We start from the raw sequence: 19,613 nt of genomic DNA, 5'->3' as shown, positions 1-19,613 counted from the left end.
CCCGACGTGCTCCTTCGGAAACCATCGCTGCGCGCCCGCATCGCGCAGGAGCCGCGCGTCGTCGGCACCATGATCCAGTTCGATTGCGCAGAGATCGTCGAGATCGCCGGCCTCGCGGGCTACGACTTCGTGATGCTCGACGCCGAACACGGCGCGCTCGACATCGGGGCCGTCGCGCGGCTCATCCGCGCCGCCGACGCCGCCGGCGTGGCGGCGATGGTGCGCGTGCCGGACCATGGCGCGTCGTTCATCCAGCGCGCGCTCGACGCGGGAGCCGCCGGGGTGCTGGTGCCGCGCGTGCGCGACCGCATCCAGGCCGAATCCGCCGTGCGCGCCGCCCGCTTCGGGCCGCTGGGCGAGCGAGGGGCCTGCGCGACCAGCCGCGCGGCCGGCCATTGGACGCCGGACTGGGCCGCCTTCGCGCGCGACGCCTCGGCCGATGCGCTGGTCTGGGTGCTGGTGGAAGACCCGGACGGCGTGGAGCGCATCGCGCAGATCGCCGGCGTCGAGGGGCTCGACGCGCTGCTCTTCGGCGCCCTCGACCTGGCCCAGACCCTGGGCCTGGACGGCGACGTCCAGCACCCCCGGGTGAAGGCGCTGTTCGACACCGTCCACACGGCGGCGCAGGCCCGCGGTCTCCCGCTGGTGGCCGTCACGGCCTCGGAGCCCGGCGGCATGCCGGGCGCGGTGGAGCGCGGCGCACGCATCGTCCTCGACGGTTTCGATGCCCAGATCATTTCGGCCGCGTACCGCGAACGCCTGCAACGCCTGCGGCAGGGGCTGCGCGCATGAACCGCTTCCAGGCCATGATTGGACAAGGGCGGCCGCTGGTGCTGCCGGGGGTGCACGACGCACTGTCGGCGCGGGTGGGCGAGCAACTGGGTTTCGACGGCTTGTGCGTGGGTGGCGCCGCGGTCGGCATCATGCAGTTCGCGCTGCCCGACATCGGGCTGCAGAGCTTCGGCGAGTACCGCGATTGCGTCGCGCGCATCCGGGCCGCCTCGACGCTGCCGATCATGCTCGACGCCGAGGACGGTTTCGGCGACGCCAAGGCCGTGACCCGCACGGTACGGAGCTTCGAGCAGTTGGGCATCGCGGGCCTGATCCTCGAGGACCTGATGCCCCTGGTGGCCGGCGAGCCCGTGCGCACCCTCCCTCTGTCCGAGATGAGTGCCAAGCTCGAGGCCGCGCTGCGTGCCCGCGCCAGCACCGACACCTGGATCGTCGGCCGCACCGACGTCGCCCATGCGGGCCGGCACGAAGAGGTGGCCGAACGGGCGCGCCGCTTCGAGGACCTCGGCGTCGACGCCGTGCTGGCGACCGGCCTGCGCAGCCTCGACGACATGAAGCGCCTGCGCGACAGCGTGAAGCTGCCGCTGATCGCGCTGGTGGTGGAGACCAAGCCCTGGATCGCGCCCACGCTCGACGAAGTCGAGACTGTGGGCTTCGAGATCGTGATGCATGCCGCGGCGCTGATGCTGAACGTGGTGGCCGCGACGCGCACGGCACTCGGCGCGCTTCGAACCGGCCATACGGGTTCGGCCGCCTCCCACGGACCGACGCTCGCCGCGCTCGGCCCCCTGCTCGCCGCAGCCGAATGGCAGCAGGTGGACCTGGCAGCCCGCGACGCCGCGCAATGAACCGCCTTTGCGCGGCGGACTCGCCCTCCCCCTGATGAACCTCTACCAGGTCCTCGGTGCGCGGCCCGGCGCAAGCCCGGAGGAGCTCGAGCGGGCCTATGGCCTGCTCCGGGCCCGCCAGGAAAGTGCCTGGGAACGGCTGTTGCGCCGCTGCGGCACGCCCTCGGTCCGGTCGCTGCGCATCGAGCATGCGTTCCTGGTTCTGCGCGATCCGGCGGCGCGCCGGCGCTACGACAACGACCCCTCCGTGTTCGATGCCGTGTTGTGGTGTTGAAGTGGAGGACGGCGGCGGGAGTTGCCGGACTGGAAGCCGCCCAGGAAAAGGCGGGCGAACAAAGCACCCTCGGCGAGATCTGTGGAGTTGATGCTCAGTTGGAGCGGCAACCGGCCTTCCCTCGCCCGCACATCCAAAACGTCCTTGAGGTCGAGATCCACATCACACTCGTAGATCATCGGCGCGAGCGCACCAAGGCCGACTTGAACCTCTGCCTCGTCTTCCACGAACGTGAACGTGAAGGCGGCGTGCGCCGGATTGCGCCATCGTGACCTGCTGAACTTGCCGTCCAGCGTGGCGCCGGTCCACTTGACGACGCGATCGGAGAGCTTCTCTACGTGCTGGCGACACATGCTCACGGCCATGAAAACCTCTGGATCGTCCGTGCACTGCAATTCCATCCTGCAGGCCTCGGCGTTCGTCATTGCAGCCTCCGCTTCCGCTGCGGCGGCCCCACTGCCTGAGTCACTGTCCCCCGATACACACGTGACCACCGCCCACACGCACACGGCGACTGCAGCAAGCCCCGACAAGAAGCCGCGCCATTGCGCCAGTCTCGACTTTTCCGACATGGAGTTCCTTCCCTTTCCACGCTTCGACCAGACGGCACGATCGAGACGGCTTCAGGATTAAGGAACAGACGGCCTATCTGGCGCATCCCCGATGACGACGCTCGGACGTTTCGCGCAAATATTCAGAAGGAGACGGCGCCCTCGATGTCCGATCCGCGCGAGTCGTACCCCAAGCGGTAAAGGCGAATCGGCACCGCGACCAAGATTGCCTGCGGAGAACGTGGCCGGCATGGGGCTCAGTACGCCCGTGGTGGTGTCGCGCATGGAGCCGGAGCTCGCGACATGGACGAAGCGCCCACCGGATTCCACGCTGACGAAGAACGGGTTGCCCCCGGTCGGTGTACTGCGGCTGCGGCGCCGGCGCCTCAGCCGCCGGCCCGATCGAAAGCCCGCGCAAGGCGCGCGACGCCCTCCGAGATCTGTTCGCAGTCCGGCGCCGCGTAGGTCAGGCGCATGGTGTGCGGGTCGCCGTCGGCCGCGAAGAAGGCCTGGCCGGGAACGAACAGCACGCCGGCATCGACCGCCGCTTCGAACAGGCGCCGCGGTTCGATCGCCGGGTCGGTCCGGACCCAGACGAACATGCCGCCGGCCGGCTCGACGAATTCGACCTGGCCCGCGAGCTGGTCGCGCAGCGCGCCGACCATGTGTCGCATGCGCTTGCCGTACTCGGCACGCATGCCGGCGATCGCGGCCGGGCCGCGGCCGCCGGCCAGGTACTCGGCGGCGACCGCCTGGGCCAGGGACGAGGTGCACAGGTCGGCGGTCTGCTTGGCGATCGCGCAACGCCTGAGCAGCTCGCGCGGGGCGACCATCCAGCCGATGCGCAAGGCGGGCGCCACGGTCTTCGAAAGACTCGACAGGTAGATCACCGGGTTGTCGTCCGGTGCCAACTCGCATCCGATCTCGAACAGCGTGCGGGGTGCGCCGGTGCCGAAGTCGAGCGCGCCATAGGGGTCGTCCTCGACGATCAGGAAGCCGTAGCGGATGGCCAGCCGCACCAGCGCCTCGCGGCGCGCGGCCGGCAGCAGCGTGCCGCCGGGATTCGAGAAGTTGGGCACGGTGTAGAGCAGCTTCGGCCGGCGCGCCGGCGGCGTCTCGGCCAGCAGGGCTTCGAGCCGCTCCACCTGGAGGCCCTCGTCGTCCGCGGGCACCTGCTCGATGCGCGCCTGCGCGAGCCGCAGCGCCTGCAGCGTGGCCGGGTAGGTGGGCGACTCGACGTACACGCCGTCCCCGGGCTCGAGCAGCACGCGCACCAGCAGGTCGAAGGCCTGCTGCGAACCCGTGGTCACGATCAGCTCGTCGCTGCCGCAGCGGATGCCGCGCGATGCGCTCAAGGCCTGCAGGGCTTCGCGCAACGCCGGCAGGCCTTCGGTCGCGCAGTACTGCAGCGACTGGCCCGGGTTCGCCATCGCGCGCAGGCTGGCCTCCTGCAGGCCCGGCAGGTCGAACAGGCTCGCCGAGGGATAGCCGCCGGCCAGTGAAATCATGCCGGGCCGGCTCAGGTAGGGAAACAGCTCGCGAATCGGCGAGCCTGCCGGTTCGGCAAAGGGCGAAGCGTAGGGAATCTGGCGCATCGAGGTCCTCGAAGGGAAAGTCAGTGGTGGTGGAGGGATGGGGCATCGCCGTCCGGCGCGGGCCCGAAATCGACCACGCCGCACAGGGCCTGCGGATCGAGCAGCGCGCGAATGCCGCGCGCCAGGGACTGGACCGCGATGCCGCCGTAGCGCCGGTAGTAGCCGAGGTTGTGCGGACCGATGCCGTGCTCGGCGCTGTAGCTGCCGCCGAACGATTCGACGGCCAGGCCATAGATGCCGTCGCGCAGCGCCTGGGTCCGTGCGGCATCGAGCGGCGGCTCGCTGTGCGGCCGGATCACGTTGAAGTGCATGCCGCCGTCCGCGATATGGCCGAAGTCGATCACGGTCAGGCCGGCGAAGCCGTCGGCGACGACATCGAGCGCGGCGCGGCGGAAGGCCATGAGCTGCGAGCGCGGGACCGAGACGTCGAAGGCGATCGGCTGGCCCAGGGCGCGCGCGCCATCGCTGATCGCATGGCGCAGGTGCCACAGCGATGCACCGCCGCCCAGCACCGCGTTGCTCAGGGTTCGATCGAACTGGGTCTCCAGGAAGCGATCGAGGCAGGCTTGGAGGTCGAGGCCGGTGCAGGCGCCGGACGAGCTGCTCTCGAGTTCGATCAGCAGCGCGAATTCGGGCAGCGGCTCGGGCGCGAAGGGATTCCGGAGGCTCGGCACATGGTCGATCGCGGCCTGCATCGCGCGCCCCGAGAGTCCTTCGAAGGCCGAGAGGAAATCGCCGAGCTCGGTTTCCAGGGCTCGCAGCAATTCCATCACCGCGGCATCCGACGACGGCACCACCAGCGCCGTGGCCGACTGCAGCGGGCGCGGCCTGACTTCCAGCGTGACTTCGGTGATCAGGCCGCCGGCGCCGGAGGTGCCGACGAACAGCTGCTTCAGGTCCGGTCCGGTGTTGTCCTTGCGCAGCGCGCTGCCCAGGCGCAGCACCGGTGCGTCCTCCTGGAACAGGACCACCTCGATGGCCAGCAGGTTGTGGCGCACGTCGCCGTACCGGATCAGCCGCGTCCCGCCGGTGTTGGCGGCGACCATGCCGCCGATCGACGGATCGGCGCCGATGTCGATCGGAAACCACAGGCCGTGCGGCGCCAGCCGCTCGTTGAGCTCGCTCAGGCGCATGCCCGCGGCGACGCGCACGCTGCGGTTGGCGACATCGATCTCGCAGAGCGAGCGAAGCCGCTGCGTGGACAGGATGAGCTGGCGTCCGCTGGCGTCGGGCGACCCGGCTCCGACCAGGCCGGTGTTGGCGCCTTGAGGCACCACGCCGAGGCCGTGCCGCAGCGAGGCGCGCACCACCTCGCGCAGTTGCGCGACGCTGTCGGGACGCGCCACGGCCAGGGCCTGGCCGCGGCCGTAGCGCGCGCCCGACTCGTAGGCCGCCATCTCGTCGCCGGTGAGCAGGCCCTTGTCGCCGAGCAGCTGCCTCAGGCTGTCGACGAGATCGTGGGACTGCTTCATGCCGCGCGCCTCAGCGCCTCGCGCACCTCGGCGATCGAGCGTTGCTCCGCGTCTTCGTAGAGCGCGATCTCGTCCTGCACCGCGCAACCCAGCGCACGCTCGAACTCGGCCTGGCTGCCGGGCGCGGCGTACACGGTGCCCGCCGCGTCGCCGAGGTTCGAGCGGAAGATGCCGGCGGCGCTGACGGGCAGGAAGTCCTCGTAGGTGATCGGCTCGGCCCGCACGATGCCGAGCATCACCAGGTCGTCCATCGGCCAGGCCTCGGCGCCGGTCGGCGATCCGGCGGCCGCCGACGCGTCGATCCGGTAGCGGAAGAAGGCCAGGCCCGAGCGCCGCAGGACGGTCAGGTCGTCCGGAAACGCCTCGAAGGCCTTCGCCAGCCGCTCGGGGTAGGCGACGGCCTGGTCGCCCTCGCGCGCCTCGGCCAGCAACTGGTTGTAGCGCTGCCGGCCGGACCGCGTGAGGGCCATGCCGCGTTGCTCGATCTCGCCGAAGCGCGCGGTGTGCGCGCCGACGACATCGCCGCCCTCCGCCGTGCCGGCGAAGACGATCGGTTCCTCCAGGGCCTTGAAGCTGGTCTGGCGCAACAGGATCGGATGGCGCCGCGGCGGCGGCCCTTCGATCAGGGCCTTGGCACCGACGCCGCGCCGCGGCATTTCGGCCTGGGCCGCATCGATGTCGAGCGTCCGGGGCGTCAGGTGGTTGATGTGCGGTCCGCGAAAGCACACGACGTCCGCCACCAGCCGATGCGCCTCGAGCAGACGGTCGTAGGTGGCTGCGTCCACCGTGGCATCGCCATGCCAGCGGAAGGTGTCGAGCAAGGCCTGCACGAACCCGGTGGCTTGCGGCGGCGTCAGCCCACCCTGCGTCTCTGCCACCTGAAGAAGCTCCAGCGCCCGCGGCGTGAAGATGCGCCGCCGCGCGAGGATGGCCGCGGCCTCCTCGCGCAAGGCGGGATCCTCGATCAGCGGGAGCCGGAGCAGCGAGGTGAAGACCCGGAACGGGTTCGACGCCAGCGCCGCGTCGGTCACGGGCCGGAAGGCGGTCGAGTGCACCGGGACCCCGGCTTCGGAGAGGTCGTAGTAGCCCACGGGCTGCATGCCCATGACGCGGAACATCCGCGCGATGGTCGCGAGCTCGCCCTCGGTGCCGACGCGAATCGCGCCGTGGCGTTCCTGGTCGAGGCGCTCCATCTGGCCGCTGGCCGCCAGGTCCTGGCGCAGTGCCGGATCCGCCCGCAGCGCGACCGCGTTGACGTCGGACACCAGGTCCATGAGCAGACCGTATTGCGGCACTTCCTGGCGGTACATGGTCGACAGCGCGGCGGAGAAGGCGGCCCGGATCTCGTCCGGGGAAAGCAGAGGGGAGGCTTGCATCGACAAAGGTCCGTTCGAGGGCGTGGAGCGACTGCCGCCCTCGGTCATGACCGAATGGCATGGAGTCGCCTTAAGGAAAGAGCCGATCGTAGGTAGCGAACATCGCCCGCGCAAACGACAATCCGGAAGGACTTCATCTGATTTCGGAATGACCGCGATGACATTGGCCCGACGCTTCCTGCCCTCCACCTCGCTGCTCTGCGCCTTCGAGGCCGCGGCGCGGCTGCAGAGCTTCACCGCCGCGGCGGCCGAACTGCACCTCACGCAAAGCGCGGTCAGCCGGCAGATCCTGGCGCTCGAGGACCTGCTCGGCACGGCCCTCTTCCTGCGCGAACGGCAGCGCGTGCGACCGACCGCCGCCGGCGAGGCCTATGCGGTCGAGATCCGCGCGGCGCTGACCCGCATCGCCAATGCCACGCTGGGCTTTCGCGCCAACCCGGACGGCGGCACCCTGCAGCTGGCGATCCTGCCGACCTTCGGCACCCGCTGGCTGGCGCCCCGCCTGCCGCGCTTCCTGGAGGCCCATCCGGGCATCACCCTCAATCTCTCGACGCGCCTGTTGCCCTTCGACTTCCAGCTCGACAACCTCGACGCGGCGATCCATTTCGGCGAGCCGCACTGGCCCGGCGCCGAACTCGACCTGCTGATGCGCGAGACAGTGGTGCCGGCCTGCAACCCCGCGCTGCGCCGCCGCCACCGCTTCCGCTCGGCCGCGCAGCTGCTCGACGCCTCCCTGCTGCATCTCGACTCGCGCCCCGAGGCCTGGGCCCGGTGGTTCGCTTCGCATGGCCTGGGCGCGCCGAAGGCGCCGGGCATGCGGCTGGACCAGTTCGCGCTCGCCACCCAGGCCGCCATCGCCGGGCTCGGCATCGCCCTGCTGCCGCGCTTCCTGATCGAGGCCGAACTCGCGCGCGGCGACCTGGTGCTGGCCCTGGACAGCCCGATGGAGAGCGCCGAGCGCTACTACCTCGCGTGGCCGTCGAGCCGGGCCACGTTCGCCCCGCTGCAAGCCTTTCGCCGCTGGCTGATCGCGGAAACGGCGGCGGCCGGGGGGCCATGAACTACACTGTTTCCTTTGAGAAACATGGCCCTGTTTGTGTCCAACGCCCCCGAACGGGACGCTCCACCTCCAGGCCGAGAGCCGCCCCACCCCCGAAGAAAACCATGACCGACAACCAAGCCAGCGAAGCCTTCCTGGGCCAGCGGGTGCGCGTGCTGCGCGCCTCCAAGGGATGGACGCTGGACCAGGCCAGCAAGTCGACCGGCCTGGCGCGGTCCACGCTGTCCAAGATCGAGAACGGCCAGATGTCGCCGACCTACGATGCGCTGATCAAGCTGGCGGCGGGGCTCGGCATCGAGCTCGCGGAGTTGTTCGCCCCCCAGCCGAAGCCCGCCGGCGCCGGTCGGCTGAGCGTGTCGCGCAACGGCACCGGCCAGCCCCACATCACGGCGCAGTACGAGCACGTGATGCTCTGCCCAGAGCTGTCGAACAAGGACATGGTGCCTTTCAAGACCCGGGTCGTCGCGCGCGATTTCGGCGATTTCGAGGACTGGAGCCGGCACGACGGCGAGGAGTTCGTCTACGTGCTCAAGGGCACGGTGCGGCTCTACACGGAGTTCTATGAACCGGTGGAGCTGGCCGAGGGGGACTCGTGGTACATCGACAGCCGCATGGGCCACCGCGTGATCACGCTCAGCAAGGCCGAGGCCGAAGTGCTCTGGATGAGCACCACCAATCCGCGCACCACGCCGAACCTGCCGGCGGCGTAGCGCCAGGCGAACGGCCCCGTTCGGGGCCGCGCGCCTTTGCGGATTCAGCGCGGCGCTCTCCAGGCCTGCAGCCGGGCCTTCAGTTCGCCGACCACGCCGCGGCGGAACACCAGCACGCACACCACGAAGGTCACGCCCATGATCACCGTGACCCACGGGCCCACGCGCGCCGCCAGGAAGTTCTGCAGGCCGACGACCGTGAAGGCCCCGACCACCGGGCCGGCGAAGGTGCCCATGCCGCCCAGCAGCGTCATCAGCACGACTTCACCGGACAGCGACCAGTGCGCATCGCTGAGCGTGGCGAAGCCGAGCACGATCGTCTTCAGCGAGCCGGCCAGGCCGGCCAGCGCGGTCGACAGCACGAAGGCCAGCAGCTTGTAGCGGTTGACGTCGTAACCCAGCGACACGGCGCGCGGCTCGTTCTCGCGGATCGCCTTCAGCACCTGCCCGTAGGGCGAGTGCACGACCCGCATGATCGTGAGAAAGGCCGCCAGGAACACCGCGAGCACGACGTAGTACAGGACCCGATCGTCGTCCAGCGAAAGCAGGCCGAACAGCTTGCCGCGGGGTACGCCCTGGAGGCCGTCCTCGCCGCCCGTGAAAGGCGCCTGCAGGAAGACGAAGTAGATCATCTGCGCCAGGGCCAGCGTGACCATCGCGAAGTAGATGCCCTGGCGCCGGATCGAGATCAGCCCGATCACCAGGCCGCACAGCGCGGCGATCGCCGTGCCGGCCAGCACGCCGAGTTCCGGCGACCAGCCCGCGCTGCGCACCAGCCAGCCGGTGGCATAGGCCGCCGAACCGAGATAGGCGGCGTGCCCGAAGGACAGCAGTCCCGTGTAGCCCAGCAGCAGGTTGAAGGCGCAGGCGAAGATGGCATAGCAGAGCGCCGTCATCATGAACACCGGATAGAGCCCGATGAACGGTGCGGCCAGCAGGATGGCGAGGCCGACCCAGAGCCCGGCGCGGGCGAGTTTCGCGGTGTCGCGGCTGATGTTTGCGTGGCTCATCGGGCTTCCTTTCCGAACAGGCCGGCGGGCTTCACCATCAGCACGATCGCCATGATCAGGAACACGACGACGCTGGAGGCCTGCGGGTAGAACACCTTCGTCAGCCCCTCGATGAGGCCGAGCCCGATGCCGGTCACGATGGAACCCAGGATCGAGCCCATGCCGCCGATGACCACCACGGCGAACACCACGATGATGAGATTGCTGCCCATCAGCGGCGTGATCTGGATCACCGGCGCGGCCAGCACGCCGGCCAGCGCCGCGAGTGCGCAGCCCGCGCCGTAGGTCAGCATCACCATCACCGGCACGTTGATGCCGAAGGCCTGGACCAGCGCGGGGTTCTCGGTGGCGGCGCGCAGGTAGGCGCCGAGCCGGGTGCGCTCGATCAGGAACCAGGTCCCGAGGCAGACGCCGAGCGAGGCGATCACCACCCAGGCGCGGTAGTTGGGCAGCATCATGAAGCCGAGGTCGGTGGCGCCCTGCAGCAGCTCGGGCACCGGATACTGCTGGCCGGAGACGCCGAACCGCTCGCGGAACAGCCCTTCGGCGATCAGCGCCAGCCCGAAGGTCAGCAGCAGCCCGTACATCGGGTCGATCTTGTAGAGGTGCTTGAGCAGCAGGCGCTCGACGACGATCCCCAGCGCGCCGACGAGCAGCGGCGCCAGCGCCAGTGCCAGCCAGTAGCTGAGCCCGAAGCTCTCGAGCGACACGAAGGCCACGAAGGCGCCGATCATGTAGAGCGCGCCGTGGGCGAAGTTGACGATGCCCAGCAGGCCGAAGATCACGGCCAGTCCGAGGCTCAGCATCGCGTAGAACGAGCCGTTGACCAGGCCGAGCAGCAGCTGGCCCAGCAAGGCCTGGGTCGATATTCCGAAAAATGTCATGGTGTCCCGTGCAAGTCGGGTCGTTGAAAGGGAAGGACGGCGGAGGTCTCAGACGCCGAGGTACTCGTGCAGGCGATCCATGCGCGAAGGCAGCTCGGCCTGCGTGAACTGCTGGATGACCTGCCCGTGCTCCATCACCACGAAGCGGTCCGCCAGCGGCGCGGCAAACACGAAGTTCTGCTCCACCATGACGATCGTGTAGCCCTGCTTGCGCAGTGCCGTCACCATCGCCGCGAGCTTCTGGACGATCACCGGGGCCAGGCCTTCGGAGATCTCGTCGAGCAGCAGCAGCTTGGCGCCGGTGCGCAGGATGCGCGCGACCGCGAGCATCTGCTGCTCGCCGCCGGACAGCCGCGTGCCCTGGCTCTGGGCGCGCTCCTTCAGGTTGGGGAACATGAGGTAGATCTGCTCCACGCTCATCCCGCCCTCGGCGAGCCGCGGCGGCAGCATCAGGTTCTCCTCGGCCGAGAGGCTGGCGAAGATGCCACGCTCCTCGGGGCAGTAGCCCAGCCCGAGGCGGGCGATCCGGTGCGGCGCCATGTCGATGGTCTCCACGCCGCGCACCTTGATCGAGCCCCGGCGCGAGCCGATCATTCCCAGGATGGCGCGCACGGTGCTCGTGCGACCGGCCCCGTTGCGTCCCAGCAGGGTGACCACCTCGCCTTCGTCCACATGGAAGTCGACGCCGTGCAGCACGTGCGATTCGCCGTACCAGCCGTGCAGGTCCTTCACTTCGAGCAGAGGGGTGGCCATCAGTGCGCTCCTTGCAGTTCGACGTTCGCACTGCCCATGTAGGCCTCGATCACGGCCGGGTTGTTCGAGACCTGCTCGTACGAGCCTTCGGCCAGCGTGGCGCCACGCTGCAGCACGGTGATGGTGTCGGCGATGCTCGACACCACGCTCATGTTGTGTTCGACCATCAGCACCGTGCGGCGGGCGGAGACCTGCTTGATCAGCCGCCGGATGCGGTCGACGTCCTCCAGGCCCATGCCCTGGGTCGGTTCGTCGAGCAGCATCAGCTTCGGGTCCATGGCCAGCGTGGTCGCGATCTCGAGGGAGCGCTTGCGGCCATAGCTGAGCTCGACCGCGGGCGTGCCGGCGAAGCTTTCCAGGTCCACCTCGCGCAGCAGTTCGAGCGCGCGGTCGTCCAGGGCATGCAGGGAGCTTTCGGAGCGCCAGAAGTGGAACGACGTGCCCAGCTGCCGCTGCAGCGCGACGCGCACGTTCTCGAGCACGGTCAGGTGCGGGAACACCGCCGAGATCTGGAACGAGCGGATCACCCCGCGCCGCGCGATGGCGGCGGGCTTCTCGGCCGTGATGTCGAGCCCGTCGAACAGGATCGATCCGCGCGTCGGCGTCAGGAACTTGGTCAGCAGGTTGAAGCAGGTGGTCTTGCCGGCGCCGTTGGGGCCGATCAGCGCATGGATGCTGCCTCGCTCGACCTTGAGATCGACGCTGTTCACGGCCACGAAGCCGTTGAACTCCTTGGTGAGTTCGCGCGTTTCAAGAATGCAGTCCACGGGCGCCTTTCGGGGTCTTCGGTGCGGTCGCGCTCATTTCCAGAGCGCGCACTTCGATTCGGCCTTGCTCATGAACGCCTTGTCGCCGGGGATCGTCTCGATGAGCTTGTAGTAGTCCCACGGATAGCGCGACTCGGCCGGCGTCTTGACCTGCATCAGGTACATGTCGTGAACCATGCGGCCGTCCGGGCGGATCACGCCGTTCTGCGTGAACATGTCGTTGATCTTGTTGGCCTTCAGGTAGGCCATCACCTTGTCGGCGTCGTCCGTGCCCGTGGCCTTGACCGCCTTCAGGTAGGTCAGCGTGGCCGAGTAGTCGCCGGCCTGCACCATGGTCGGCATGCGCTTCATCTTCGCGAAGAAGCGCTTCGACCAGGCGCGGGTCTGCTCGTTGGCGTCCCAGTACCAGCCGTCGGTCAGGTACATGCCCTGGGTGGTCTTGAGGCCCAGCGAGTGGACGTCGTTGACGAAGAGCATCAGCCCGGCCATCTTCATCGTCTTGCTGACGCCGAATTCGCTGCTGGCCTTGATCGCGTTGATCGTGTCCGGCCCGGCGTTCGCCAGCCCCAGCACCTGTGCCTTGGAGGCCTGCGCCTGCATGATGAACGACGAGAAATCGGAGGCCGACAGCGGGTGCCTGGCTTCGCCGATGACGGTGCCGCCGTTGATCTTCACGACGTCGGCCGTGTCCTTCTCGAGCGAGGTGCCGAAGGCGAAGTCGGCCGTCAGGAAGAACCACGACTTGCCACCCTGGCGCGTCATCGCGCCGCCCGTGCCGCGCGCCAGCGCGACCGTGTCGTAGGCGTAGTGCACGGCATAGGGCGTGCACTCCTCGTTGGTCAGCCGCGCACTGCCGGTGCCGACGGCCATGAAGACCCGCTTCTTGTCCGCGGCCAGCTTGGCGGTGGCCAGGCCGGCGCTCGAGTTCGCGCCACCGATCAGCATGTCCAGACCGGAGTCGAACCAGGCACGCGCGGTGGTGGCCGCGATGTCGGCCTTGTTCTGGTGGTCGGCCACCTGGAACTCGATCTTCTTGCCGTTGATGCTGCCGCCCATGTCCTCGATGGCCATCTTCACGGCCTCGGCGCCGCCGGGGCCGTCGATGTCGGTGTAGAGCCCGGACAGGTCGGTGATCAGGCCGACCTTGATGGTGTCGCCGGTGTATTGGGCGTACGCCGAGCCCGCGAAGGACAGGGCCGTCAGGGACGACATGGCGACGGCCAGAAGCTTGGATCCAGTTTTCATTGACGATCTCGCAGAGTTTGGACAGGTAAGGGTTTTCGGAAGGGGACGGCGCCGCGCCGTCAGGCGGACTGCAGCTTCTTCGCGGCGGCCAGCGCGGCGAAGGCCACCGGATGCGCCTTGCGGCCGAAGGCGATCGCTTCGGCCAGGGAGTTGCCGCGCAACGTGCGCCAGTAGTCCTTGTTGAGCCTGACCGCGACCGGCGACATGGAGGCCAGCGTGGCGCCCAGTGCGGCGATGCCCGGCAGGAACGCCTCGCGCTCGTACACCCGGCTCACGATGCCGGCCGCGCAAGCCTCGCGGCCATCCATGGCGCGGCCGCTCAGGACCATGTCCTGGATGACGGACATCGAGGCCATCGGCACCATCAGGGCGGCACCGGTGATGGTCGGGATGCCCTTGTTGATCTCGTTGAAGACAATCCGCGCATCCGCGGCCGCCACCCGGACATCCGCCAGCAGCGCCACCTGGAGTCCGCCGCCGGCGGCAAAGCCGTTGATGGCGCTCAAGGTGGGGATGTCCAGTGCCAGCACCGACTCGTACAGCGCGCCCCATTCGGCCATCCATTCGTCGGCGCGCAACGGATCGACGGGTTCGCTGGTGTCCTGTCCCGAGGAGAAATCCTGCGTTCCGGCGCCGGTGATGATCAGCGCCCGCACCGAAGGATCGTCCTTCAGGGCCCTGGCGGCCTGCGTCATTTCGAGCCGCAGTTGCCGGTTCATGGCATTGGCCTGTTCCGGCCGCTCCAGGCGCAGGGTCGCGACGCCGTCCAGATGGGTGAGGGAGATGGTTTGGTACTGCATGGGGCTTCCTTGGGTTCTCAGGATTTCAGGGCTTCGCGCAACACGAGCACCACGGCCGCGTCGGCCGCGTTGCCCAGGTAGGTGAATCCGGTGCGGTCGGCGCGCCGGCCGTAGGAGTCGATCGGCAGCTGCATCTCGACCGCCCTGGCGTGCGCGGCATCGATGTTCTCGACCTCGAATCCGATGTGAAAGACGCCCTCGCCTCGCTCGTCGAGGAAGCGCTTCTCGGGGCTGTCGCTGCTGCCGGGCTGGCACAGCTGCAGTTGCATCGCCCCGATGTCGGCGCGCTTGAAGCGCAAGCCGAAGAAGCCTTCGGGATTCGGGATCTGGCAGTCGGCGTAGGCCTTCAGGGACATTTCTTCCCAGGGACCGATGCCGAGCGAGGCGTAGTAGGCCGCGGTCTTCTCGATGTCGCGCACCACGATGCAGACGTGGTGCACGTGCTTGAACGGCGTGTCCATGGCGCGCGGGTCGGAGCGGTCGGCGTCAGACATCGAAGCGCACCCCCTGGGCCAGCGGCAGCTCGCGCGAATAGTTCACCGTGTTGGTGGCGCGGCGCATGTAGTTGCGCCACGAATCGGAGCCCGATTCGCGGCCGCCCCCGGTTTCCTTCTCGCCGCCGAAGGCGCCGCCGATCTCCGCGCCCGAGGTCCCGATGTTGACGTTGGCGATGCCGCAGTCGGAGCCGTCAGCGCACAGGAAGGTCTCGGCTTCGCGGACGTCGTTGCTGAAGATCGAGGACGACAGGCCCTGCGGCACGTCGTTCTGCATCGCGATGGCGTCCTCGAGATCGACGTAGCTCATCACGTACAAGATCGGTGCAAAGGTCTCGCGGCAGACCGTCGCGGTCTGCCCGGGCATTTCGACGATGGCCGGCTTGACGTAGTAGGCGTCGCTGCCGAACTGCGCCTGCAGCACGCGCTCGCCACCGAAGACCTTGCCGCCCTCGGCCGCGGCGCCTTCGAGCGAACGCTGCATCGCCTCGAACGCCGCGCGGTCGATCAGCGGGCCGACCAGCGTCTGCGCCTCCAGCGGGTTTCCGATCGGCAACTTCGCATAGGCCTTCTTGAGGCGCTCCACCAGCGGCGCGCGGATGCTTTCGTGCACGATCAGCCGGCGCGTGCTGGTGCAGCGCTGCCCCGCCGTCCCGGCCGCGGCGAACAGGATGCCGCGCACGGCGAGGTCCAGATCGGCCGACGGCGCGACGATCACGGCGTTGTTGCCGCCCAGTTCGAGCAGGCAGCGCCCGAAGCGCTGGGCCACCTTGGGACCGACCGCCCGGCCCATCGCGGTGCTGCCGGTCGCCGAAACGAGGGCCACGCGCGGGTCGTCGACCAGGGCTTCCCCGATATCTCGCATCCCGATCACGACCGAGGTCAGCCCGGCGGGCGCACCCGCGAATTCGCCGGCGACGCGATCGAACAGGGCCTGGCAGGCCAGCGCCGCGAGCGGTGTCTTCTCGGAGGGCTTCCACACGACGGCATCGCCGCAGACCACCGCCAGGGCCATGTTCCAGGCCCACACGGCCACCGGGAAATTGAAGGCCGAGATCACGCCGACGACACCCAGCGGGTGCCAGGTTTCCATCATGCGGTGGCCCGGACGCTCGGAGGCGATCGTGAGGCCGTACAGCTGGCGCGACAGGCCCACCGCGAAGTCGCAGATGTCGATCATTTCCTGCACTTCGCCCTGGCCTTCGGAAGCGATCTTGCCGGCCTCGATCGAGACCAGGGCGCCGAGCGCCTCCTTGTTCGCGCGCAGCGCATCGCCGAACAGCCGGATCAGTTCGCCGCGCCGCGGCGCCGGCACCTTGCGCCAGGCCACGAAGGCCGCCTGCGCGGCGTCGATCTTGCGGGTGACGTCGTGCGAGGCGTCCATCGCGAGCTGTGCCAGCACGGAGCCATCGATCGGGGAACGCGCCTCGAGGCCCTGGCCCTCCAACGCCTGCGCCGGAACGCCGAGCTGAGGCAGGAGCCGATGGATGAGCGCGGGGGTGTCTGTCATGGAATCAGGGCCCTGGGCGAACTTGGCGCCCAGAAAGCGAATAGTGGATGATTCCCTTATCTTATCTATTTGGTCACTTTAAGTACATAAGTTTCCGATAGGGAATTTACTTACTCTTTGGGGATGGGCGCGTGGGGCCACACTCACTCCGCCCGATCTTGGGGGCCGGGTGACAAGGGGGGTAGAGCCAGATGGGTCTCAAGAAGGCGTAGCAGTTGGCGCTGCGCCTTGCCTGGGGGCGCCGGGGTCAGTCGCCGCCGGACGTGCGCGACGCGCGGGAACGCCAACCGACGTAGCCCGCGAAACGGCGCAGAACGCGGGACCGGGGAACATCGCGAGCCAGCGGCGGCAACGACAGCGCCAGCAGCAGCGCAGCGAGAGGCACCGTGCAGATGAAGCCGACATACTTGAAGCCCAGCGCCCCGGCAATCCCGCCCAGCACAAACATGCCCAGCAGCCCGCTGGCCATGCGAATGCGATGGGGGTTGTGACGCACCCGGGCCGGTGCGGCGCTGCCGGCCCGGTTCCAGTAGAAGAGCTTGCCCAGCTCCATGCCCAGGTCGGTGATGTTGCCGGTCATGTGCGTGGTGCGAATGCTGCCGCCGGAGGTCTTGGACGCCACCGCGTTCTGCAAGCCCATGATGAACGACAGCAGCAGCACCGTGAGCGGCACGGCAAAGGGCGTGCTCCACGTGAGCGTGATCGCCCCCATCAGGCCGAAAGGAAACATCAGCGCGGCCTCGAGCAGCAGGGGCAGCGCATAGACGGCACGGAGATGGTGCTGGCGCCCCCAGTTCACCAGCATGGCGCAGACCGCCGCGCCACTCACGAACGCCAGCACGGCGCCCAGCGCGTTGAGCAGGAGCTTCGCATTGCCCAGCACCAGTCCATCCGCCAGCTGGGAGGCGAACCCGGTCATGTGCGAGGTGTACATGTGAAGCACCAGGAAACCGCCCGCGTTGACGGCGCCCGCATTGAAGGCGAGCAGCAGGCCCAGGGTTCTGTTGGTCGAGGGCGCGCGATGGCGGTTGGTGAGAAAACGCAGGCGGCGCATGGCTCTCCATCTTGACACGAAGCCTCTGCAGAAGATTCTCGGCTATCGATTCGCGTTTTCGTTTCTTCCTTCGCCGCAGAGCTGCGGGGACAGTCGCGACTTCTCATCTCTTCACGACGCGCTTTCCATGTTCACTCGACTCCACCGCCGCGCGGCGATCGCCGCCCTTTCCGCCCTTCTCTTCTCAACCCAAGGCCCGCTCCACGCCCAGAACAAGAAAACCCTCAAGGTCGGCGTCTCCGTCGGCAGCGGCGAGCAGATCTTCGAAGTGGTCAAGAAGGCCGCGGCGCGCGAAGGACTCTCGCTCGACGTCATCGTGTTCAACGACTACCAGTTGCCCAATGCAGCGCTGGCCGCGGGCGACCTCGATGCCAACGCCTTCCAGCACCAGCCCTTCCTGGACAACCAGAACAAGTCGCGCGGCTTCGACATCGTGCCGGTGGGCTTGACGATCACCGCGCCGCTGGGCTTCTACTCGCGCAAGATCAAGTCGATCGACGCGCTGCCCGATGGCGCTTCGGTCGGGATCCAGAACGATCCATCGAACGGCAACCGCGCGCTGCTGCTGTTGCAGCAGGCCGGGCTCATCACGCTCAAGCCCGAGGCCGTGAAGAACAACACCGCGACGCCGCTCGACGTGGTGTCGAACCCGAAGAAGCTCAGGCTGGTGCCGCTCGACGCGGCGCAACTGCCGCGCTCGCTGGACGACCTGGCGATCGCCGCGATCAACAACGACTATGCGGAGAAAGCCGGGCTCACGCTCGCCCGGGACGCGGTGATCAAGGAGTCGCCGAAGGGCCCCTACGCCAACATCATCGCGGTGCGCCGCGCCGACAAGGACAAGCCCTGGGCGCAGCAGCTCGTGAAGGCCTACCACTCAGCCGAAGTGAAGCGCTTCATCGAGACCCAGTTCAACGGGGCGCTGGTGCCGGCCTTCTGATCCGGGACGGCAACTGCTCGCCGCGCGGCTGTACGCGATGCAGCATTGCGCCAGCACCTGCGCCGGATCGACGATCGGGATGATCCTGCCATCGACCTGGTAGCCGAGGTTCTGTTCGACCAGCAAGGGAAGCTCGGTACAGCCGAGGATGATCACCTCGGCGCCCCGACCGGCAAGCGCCCGTACCGCGGCTTCCACGCGGGCCCGGCCCTGCGGATCGCGGAACCCGGACTTCACGCCTCGGGGTCCGTAGATGGCATCCATGACCTCGTCCTGGGTGGCGGCCTCCGGCGTCAAGGTCTGTCGCATCGCGCGCTCGATCTCGTCGTGGTACACGCGGGCCGCGATCGTGCCGCTGGTCGCGAGCAGCCCGATGCGACGCGCGTTCCCATAGGCCTTCGCAATGAAATCGACAGTCTCGCGCAGCATGTGAACGATCGGGATCCCCAGCATCGGCTGGATGTGCTTCACGAACGCGTGGGCCGTGTTGCAGGGGATCGCGATGATGTCGGCGTCGGCGTCCTGGAGCTTCCTGCAGGTGGCGTACAGCGCGAGCGTCGGGTCCGCGCCGGCCCCGAGCAGGTGCGCGGTCCGATCGGGGATCTGCGGGTTCTGCTCCACGACCACCTTGAGGTGGTCCTGATCGCGCGTGGCGGGCGTGGCGCGAACCAGCTTGTCGAGGAAGCTCACGGTCGCCGCCGGCCCGATCCCCCCGACCACACCGACCTTGAACAGCCGGGCCACCGGAGCGAAGGCCCGCGAGGCGGCGAACGCCGCGTAGACCTGGTTGGAATCGATCAGGGGCAGCCCCGCCGCCAGCGCACTTCGCTTCAATTCTTGCAGCACACCGCTCAGGACCGTGCTTCCGACCAGGATCACCTCCGCGTCCTGGGCGACGACGTCGTCATGCGCGCGCCGGGCCCGCTGCCGATCGTGGAGGGAGACCCTGTACGTCGACGAAGACGCGACGCCGAGTTCCTCGATCAGAACGGTCAGATCGTCCAGCGCCCGGGCACGCGGGTAGATCACCTCGATGCCGCAGCCCTCGAACGCACGTTCGAACAGACCCAGTGCCTTGACCGGCGCAGACGCCAGCACGCCGATCCGGCGAACGCCGGGGAAGACGGCCGTCACGTGCTCGACCAGGGCGTCCATGAGGCTCGCGACCGGCACCGGCGAGACGGTCGCCAGTTCGGACGCGAACCGGTGCGATGCGAAGGTCGGCAGCAGCGCGCCGGCCAGCCCTGCGTCTGCAGCCCGCCGAATCGAATCGAAGAGCGTGATGCCTCGCTCCGCGTCGGCGTCACGGAACGCCGAATCGCCGTCGAATAGGACCCGATACCGCCGGGGAATCTGGCCCGAACAGATCGCTTCGAGCTTCGCCGCGATGTCGGACGCTCCGAGATGCCCGGGCGGTCCGATGACAAGCAGCGATCGAGGCATCGTCGAGTTCATGGCCGAATTCTGTGTCGTCCGGC

The 19,613-nt window shown here is 68.6% G+C and carries 20 protein-coding genes; 6 read left to right on the top strand and 14 right to left on the bottom strand.

Translation table 11 applies throughout. The annotated features are described in order from the left end of the window. Positions 1–6 precede the first annotated feature (6 nt). The 3 genes from AB4Z46_RS11020 to AB4Z46_RS11010 are packed head-to-tail and all read left to right on the top strand — an operon-like array spanning position 7 to position 1,914. Entirely contained in the window at positions 7–792 is a 786-nt protein-coding gene (locus tag AB4Z46_RS11020; protein WP_442283527.1) for an HpcH/HpaI aldolase family protein, read from the top strand. Continuing rightward, the gene (locus AB4Z46_RS11015; protein WP_442283526.1) at positions 789–1,640 is read left to right on the top strand and encodes an isocitrate lyase/PEP mutase family protein; all 852 of its coding nucleotides are present in this window, start codon (positions 789–791) and stop codon (positions 1,638–1,640) included. The genes AB4Z46_RS11020 and AB4Z46_RS11015 overlap by 4 nt, the downstream gene beginning before the upstream one ends. 34 nt (positions 1,641–1,674) lie before the next feature. Continuing rightward, a complete protein-coding gene (locus AB4Z46_RS11010) occupies positions 1,675–1,914 on the top strand; it encodes a hypothetical protein (protein ID WP_442283525.1) in 240 nt (79 codons plus the stop codon). Here the strand turns inward: AB4Z46_RS11010 and AB4Z46_RS11005 are convergent. The 4 genes from AB4Z46_RS11005 to hglS all read right to left on the bottom strand — a co-directional run bounded on the left by AB4Z46_RS11005 (position 1,869) and on the right by hglS (position 6,908). Next, positions 1,869–2,339 carry a hypothetical protein gene (locus tag AB4Z46_RS11005; RefSeq protein ID WP_442283524.1) on the bottom strand — a complete coding sequence of 157 codons (471 nt, stop codon included), beginning with the start codon at positions 2,337–2,339 and terminating at the stop codon, positions 1,869–1,871. The genes AB4Z46_RS11010 and AB4Z46_RS11005 overlap by 46 nt on opposite strands. A 512-nt stretch (positions 2,340–2,851) precedes the next feature. Then, complete coding sequence (locus AB4Z46_RS11000; RefSeq protein WP_442283523.1) at positions 2,852–4,060, bottom strand: aminotransferase-like domain-containing protein; 1,209 nt, start codon at positions 4,058–4,060, stop codon at positions 2,852–2,854. A 20-nt stretch (positions 4,061–4,080) separates the two neighbouring features. Next, positions 4,081–5,532, bottom strand: a complete 1,452-nt coding sequence (locus AB4Z46_RS10995; protein ID WP_442283522.1) for an FAD-binding oxidoreductase — start codon at positions 5,530–5,532, stop codon at positions 4,081–4,083. Next, a complete protein-coding gene (gene hglS, locus AB4Z46_RS10990) occupies positions 5,529–6,908 on the bottom strand; it encodes a 2-oxoadipate dioxygenase/decarboxylase HglS (RefSeq protein WP_442283521.1) in 1,380 nt (459 codons plus the stop codon). Before hglS ends, AB4Z46_RS10995 begins: the two co-directional genes overlap by 4 nt. A 157-nt stretch (positions 6,909–7,065) precedes the next feature. On the opposite strand from hglS, the gene AB4Z46_RS10985 reads away from it, so the two are divergent. Next, the gene (locus AB4Z46_RS10985) at positions 7,066–7,968 is read left to right on the top strand and encodes a LysR family transcriptional regulator (protein WP_442283520.1); all 903 of its coding nucleotides are present in this window, start codon (positions 7,066–7,068) and stop codon (positions 7,966–7,968) included. A 104-nt stretch (positions 7,969–8,072) separates the two neighbouring features. Beyond that, complete coding sequence (locus AB4Z46_RS10980; protein ID WP_442283519.1) at positions 8,073–8,678, top strand: helix-turn-helix domain-containing protein; 606 nt, start codon at positions 8,073–8,075, stop codon at positions 8,676–8,678. Positions 8,679–8,722: 44 nt separating this feature from the next. Here AB4Z46_RS10980 and AB4Z46_RS10975 read toward each other — a convergent pair whose 3' ends face one another. From AB4Z46_RS10975 to AB4Z46_RS10935, 9 genes are all read right to left on the bottom strand, one after another. Beyond that, complete coding sequence (locus AB4Z46_RS10975) at positions 8,723–9,688, bottom strand: branched-chain amino acid ABC transporter permease (protein WP_442283518.1); 966 nt, start codon at positions 9,686–9,688, stop codon at positions 8,723–8,725. Continuing rightward, positions 9,685–10,572: a branched-chain amino acid ABC transporter permease gene (locus AB4Z46_RS10970; RefSeq protein WP_442283517.1), complete on the bottom strand. Its 888-nt coding sequence runs from the start codon at positions 10,570–10,572 to the stop codon at positions 9,685–9,687. Before AB4Z46_RS10970 ends, AB4Z46_RS10975 begins: the two co-directional genes overlap by 4 nt. Before the next feature lie 48 nt (positions 10,573–10,620). Then, the gene (locus AB4Z46_RS10965) at positions 10,621–11,325 is read right to left on the bottom strand and encodes an ABC transporter ATP-binding protein (RefSeq protein ID WP_442283516.1); all 705 of its coding nucleotides are present in this window, start codon (positions 11,323–11,325) and stop codon (positions 10,621–10,623) included. Next, positions 11,325–12,092: an ABC transporter ATP-binding protein gene (locus AB4Z46_RS10960; protein WP_442283515.1), complete on the bottom strand. Its 768-nt coding sequence runs from the start codon at positions 12,090–12,092 to the stop codon at positions 11,325–11,327. The genes AB4Z46_RS10965 and AB4Z46_RS10960 overlap by 1 nt, the downstream gene beginning before the upstream one ends. A 33-nt stretch (positions 12,093–12,125) precedes the next feature. After that, positions 12,126–13,337: an ABC transporter substrate-binding protein gene (locus AB4Z46_RS10955; RefSeq protein ID WP_442283514.1), complete on the bottom strand. Its 1,212-nt coding sequence runs from the start codon at positions 13,335–13,337 to the stop codon at positions 12,126–12,128. 59 nt (positions 13,338–13,396) lie between these two features. Further along, positions 13,397–14,137 carry an enoyl-CoA hydratase/isomerase family protein gene (locus AB4Z46_RS10950; RefSeq protein WP_442283513.1) on the bottom strand — a complete coding sequence of 247 codons (741 nt, stop codon included), beginning with the start codon at positions 14,135–14,137 and terminating at the stop codon, positions 13,397–13,399. 17 nt (positions 14,138–14,154) lie between these two features. Then, positions 14,155–14,631, bottom strand: a complete 477-nt coding sequence (locus AB4Z46_RS10945; protein WP_442283512.1) for a VOC family protein — start codon at positions 14,629–14,631, stop codon at positions 14,155–14,157. Then, positions 14,624–16,141 (bottom strand): L-piperidine-6-carboxylate dehydrogenase, encoded by a 1,518-nt coding sequence (gene amaB, locus AB4Z46_RS10940; protein ID WP_442283511.1) that lies wholly within the window; start codon positions 16,139–16,141, stop codon positions 14,624–14,626. Before amaB ends, AB4Z46_RS10945 begins: the two co-directional genes overlap by 8 nt. A gap of 247 nt (positions 16,142–16,388) precedes the next feature. Further along, positions 16,389–17,195: a YoaK family protein gene (locus AB4Z46_RS10935; RefSeq protein ID WP_442283510.1), complete on the bottom strand. Its 807-nt coding sequence runs from the start codon at positions 17,193–17,195 to the stop codon at positions 16,389–16,391. A gap of 127 nt (positions 17,196–17,322) precedes the next feature. On the opposite strand from AB4Z46_RS10935, the gene AB4Z46_RS10930 reads away from it, so the two are divergent. Next, positions 17,323–18,135: a MetQ/NlpA family ABC transporter substrate-binding protein gene (locus tag AB4Z46_RS10930; RefSeq protein WP_442283509.1), complete on the top strand. Its 813-nt coding sequence runs from the start codon at positions 17,323–17,325 to the stop codon at positions 18,133–18,135. Here AB4Z46_RS10930 and AB4Z46_RS10925 read toward each other — a convergent pair. Beyond that, positions 18,073–19,590, bottom strand: coding sequence for an amino acid racemase (locus AB4Z46_RS10925; protein WP_442283508.1), 1,518 nt, complete (start codon positions 19,588–19,590; stop codon positions 18,073–18,075). The two genes, AB4Z46_RS10930 and AB4Z46_RS10925, sit on opposite strands and share 63 nt — an antisense overlap. Between the last annotated feature and the right edge of the window lie 23 nt (positions 19,591–19,613).

Origin of the sequence: Variovorax sp. M-6 (genome assembly GCF_052114385.1) — a bacterium.
Lineage (GTDB): Bacteria > Pseudomonadota > Gammaproteobacteria > Burkholderiales > Burkholderiaceae_C > Variovorax.
Note: the sequence above shows the minus strand (reverse complement) of the source record. Positions and strands in the feature narration are given on the sequence as shown.

Coding starts and splice junctions, on each gene's coding strand:
- AB4Z46_RS11015 (WP_442283526.1), top strand. CDS start 789: ATGAACCGCTTCCAGGCCATGATTGGACAAGGGCGGCCGCTGGTGCTG.
- AB4Z46_RS11010 (WP_442283525.1), top strand. CDS start 1,675: ATGAACCTCTACCAGGTCCTCGGTGCGCGGCCCGGCGCAAGCCCGGAG.
- AB4Z46_RS11005 (WP_442283524.1), bottom strand. CDS start 2,339: ATGACGAACGCCGAGGCCTGCAGGATGGAATTGCAGTGCACGGACGAT.
- AB4Z46_RS11000 (WP_442283523.1), bottom strand. CDS start 4,060: ATGCGCCAGATTCCCTACGCTTCGCCCTTTGCCGAACCGGCAGGCTCG.
- AB4Z46_RS10995 (WP_442283522.1), bottom strand. CDS start 5,532: ATGAAGCAGTCCCACGATCTCGTCGACAGCCTGAGGCAGCTGCTCGGC.
- hglS (WP_442283521.1), bottom strand. CDS start 6,908: ATGCAAGCCTCCCCTCTGCTTTCCCCGGACGAGATCCGGGCCGCCTTC.
- AB4Z46_RS10985 (WP_442283520.1), top strand. CDS start 7,066: ATGACATTGGCCCGACGCTTCCTGCCCTCCACCTCGCTGCTCTGCGCC.
- AB4Z46_RS10980 (WP_442283519.1), top strand. CDS start 8,073: ATGACCGACAACCAAGCCAGCGAAGCCTTCCTGGGCCAGCGGGTGCGC.
- AB4Z46_RS10975 (WP_442283518.1), bottom strand. CDS start 9,688: ATGAGCCACGCAAACATCAGCCGCGACACCGCGAAACTCGCCCGCGCC.
- AB4Z46_RS10970 (WP_442283517.1), bottom strand. CDS start 10,572: ATGACATTTTTCGGAATATCGACCCAGGCCTTGCTGGGCCAGCTGCTG.
- AB4Z46_RS10965 (WP_442283516.1), bottom strand. CDS start 11,325: ATGGCCACCCCTCTGCTCGAAGTGAAGGACCTGCACGGCTGGTACGGC.
- AB4Z46_RS10955 (WP_442283514.1), bottom strand. CDS start 13,337: ATGAAAACTGGATCCAAGCTTCTGGCCGTCGCCATGTCGTCCCTGACG.
- AB4Z46_RS10950 (WP_442283513.1), bottom strand. CDS start 14,137: ATGCAGTACCAAACCATCTCCCTCACCCATCTGGACGGCGTCGCGACC.
- AB4Z46_RS10945 (WP_442283512.1), bottom strand. CDS start 14,631: ATGTCTGACGCCGACCGCTCCGACCCGCGCGCCATGGACACGCCGTTC.
- amaB (WP_442283511.1), bottom strand. CDS start 16,141: ATGACAGACACCCCCGCGCTCATCCATCGGCTCCTGCCTCAGCTCGGC.
- AB4Z46_RS10935 (WP_442283510.1), bottom strand. CDS start 17,195: ATGCGCCGCCTGCGTTTTCTCACCAACCGCCATCGCGCGCCCTCGACC.
- AB4Z46_RS10930 (WP_442283509.1), top strand. CDS start 17,323: ATGTTCACTCGACTCCACCGCCGCGCGGCGATCGCCGCCCTTTCCGCC.
- AB4Z46_RS10925 (WP_442283508.1), bottom strand. CDS start 19,590: ATGAACTCGACGATGCCTCGATCGCTGCTTGTCATCGGACCGCCCGGG.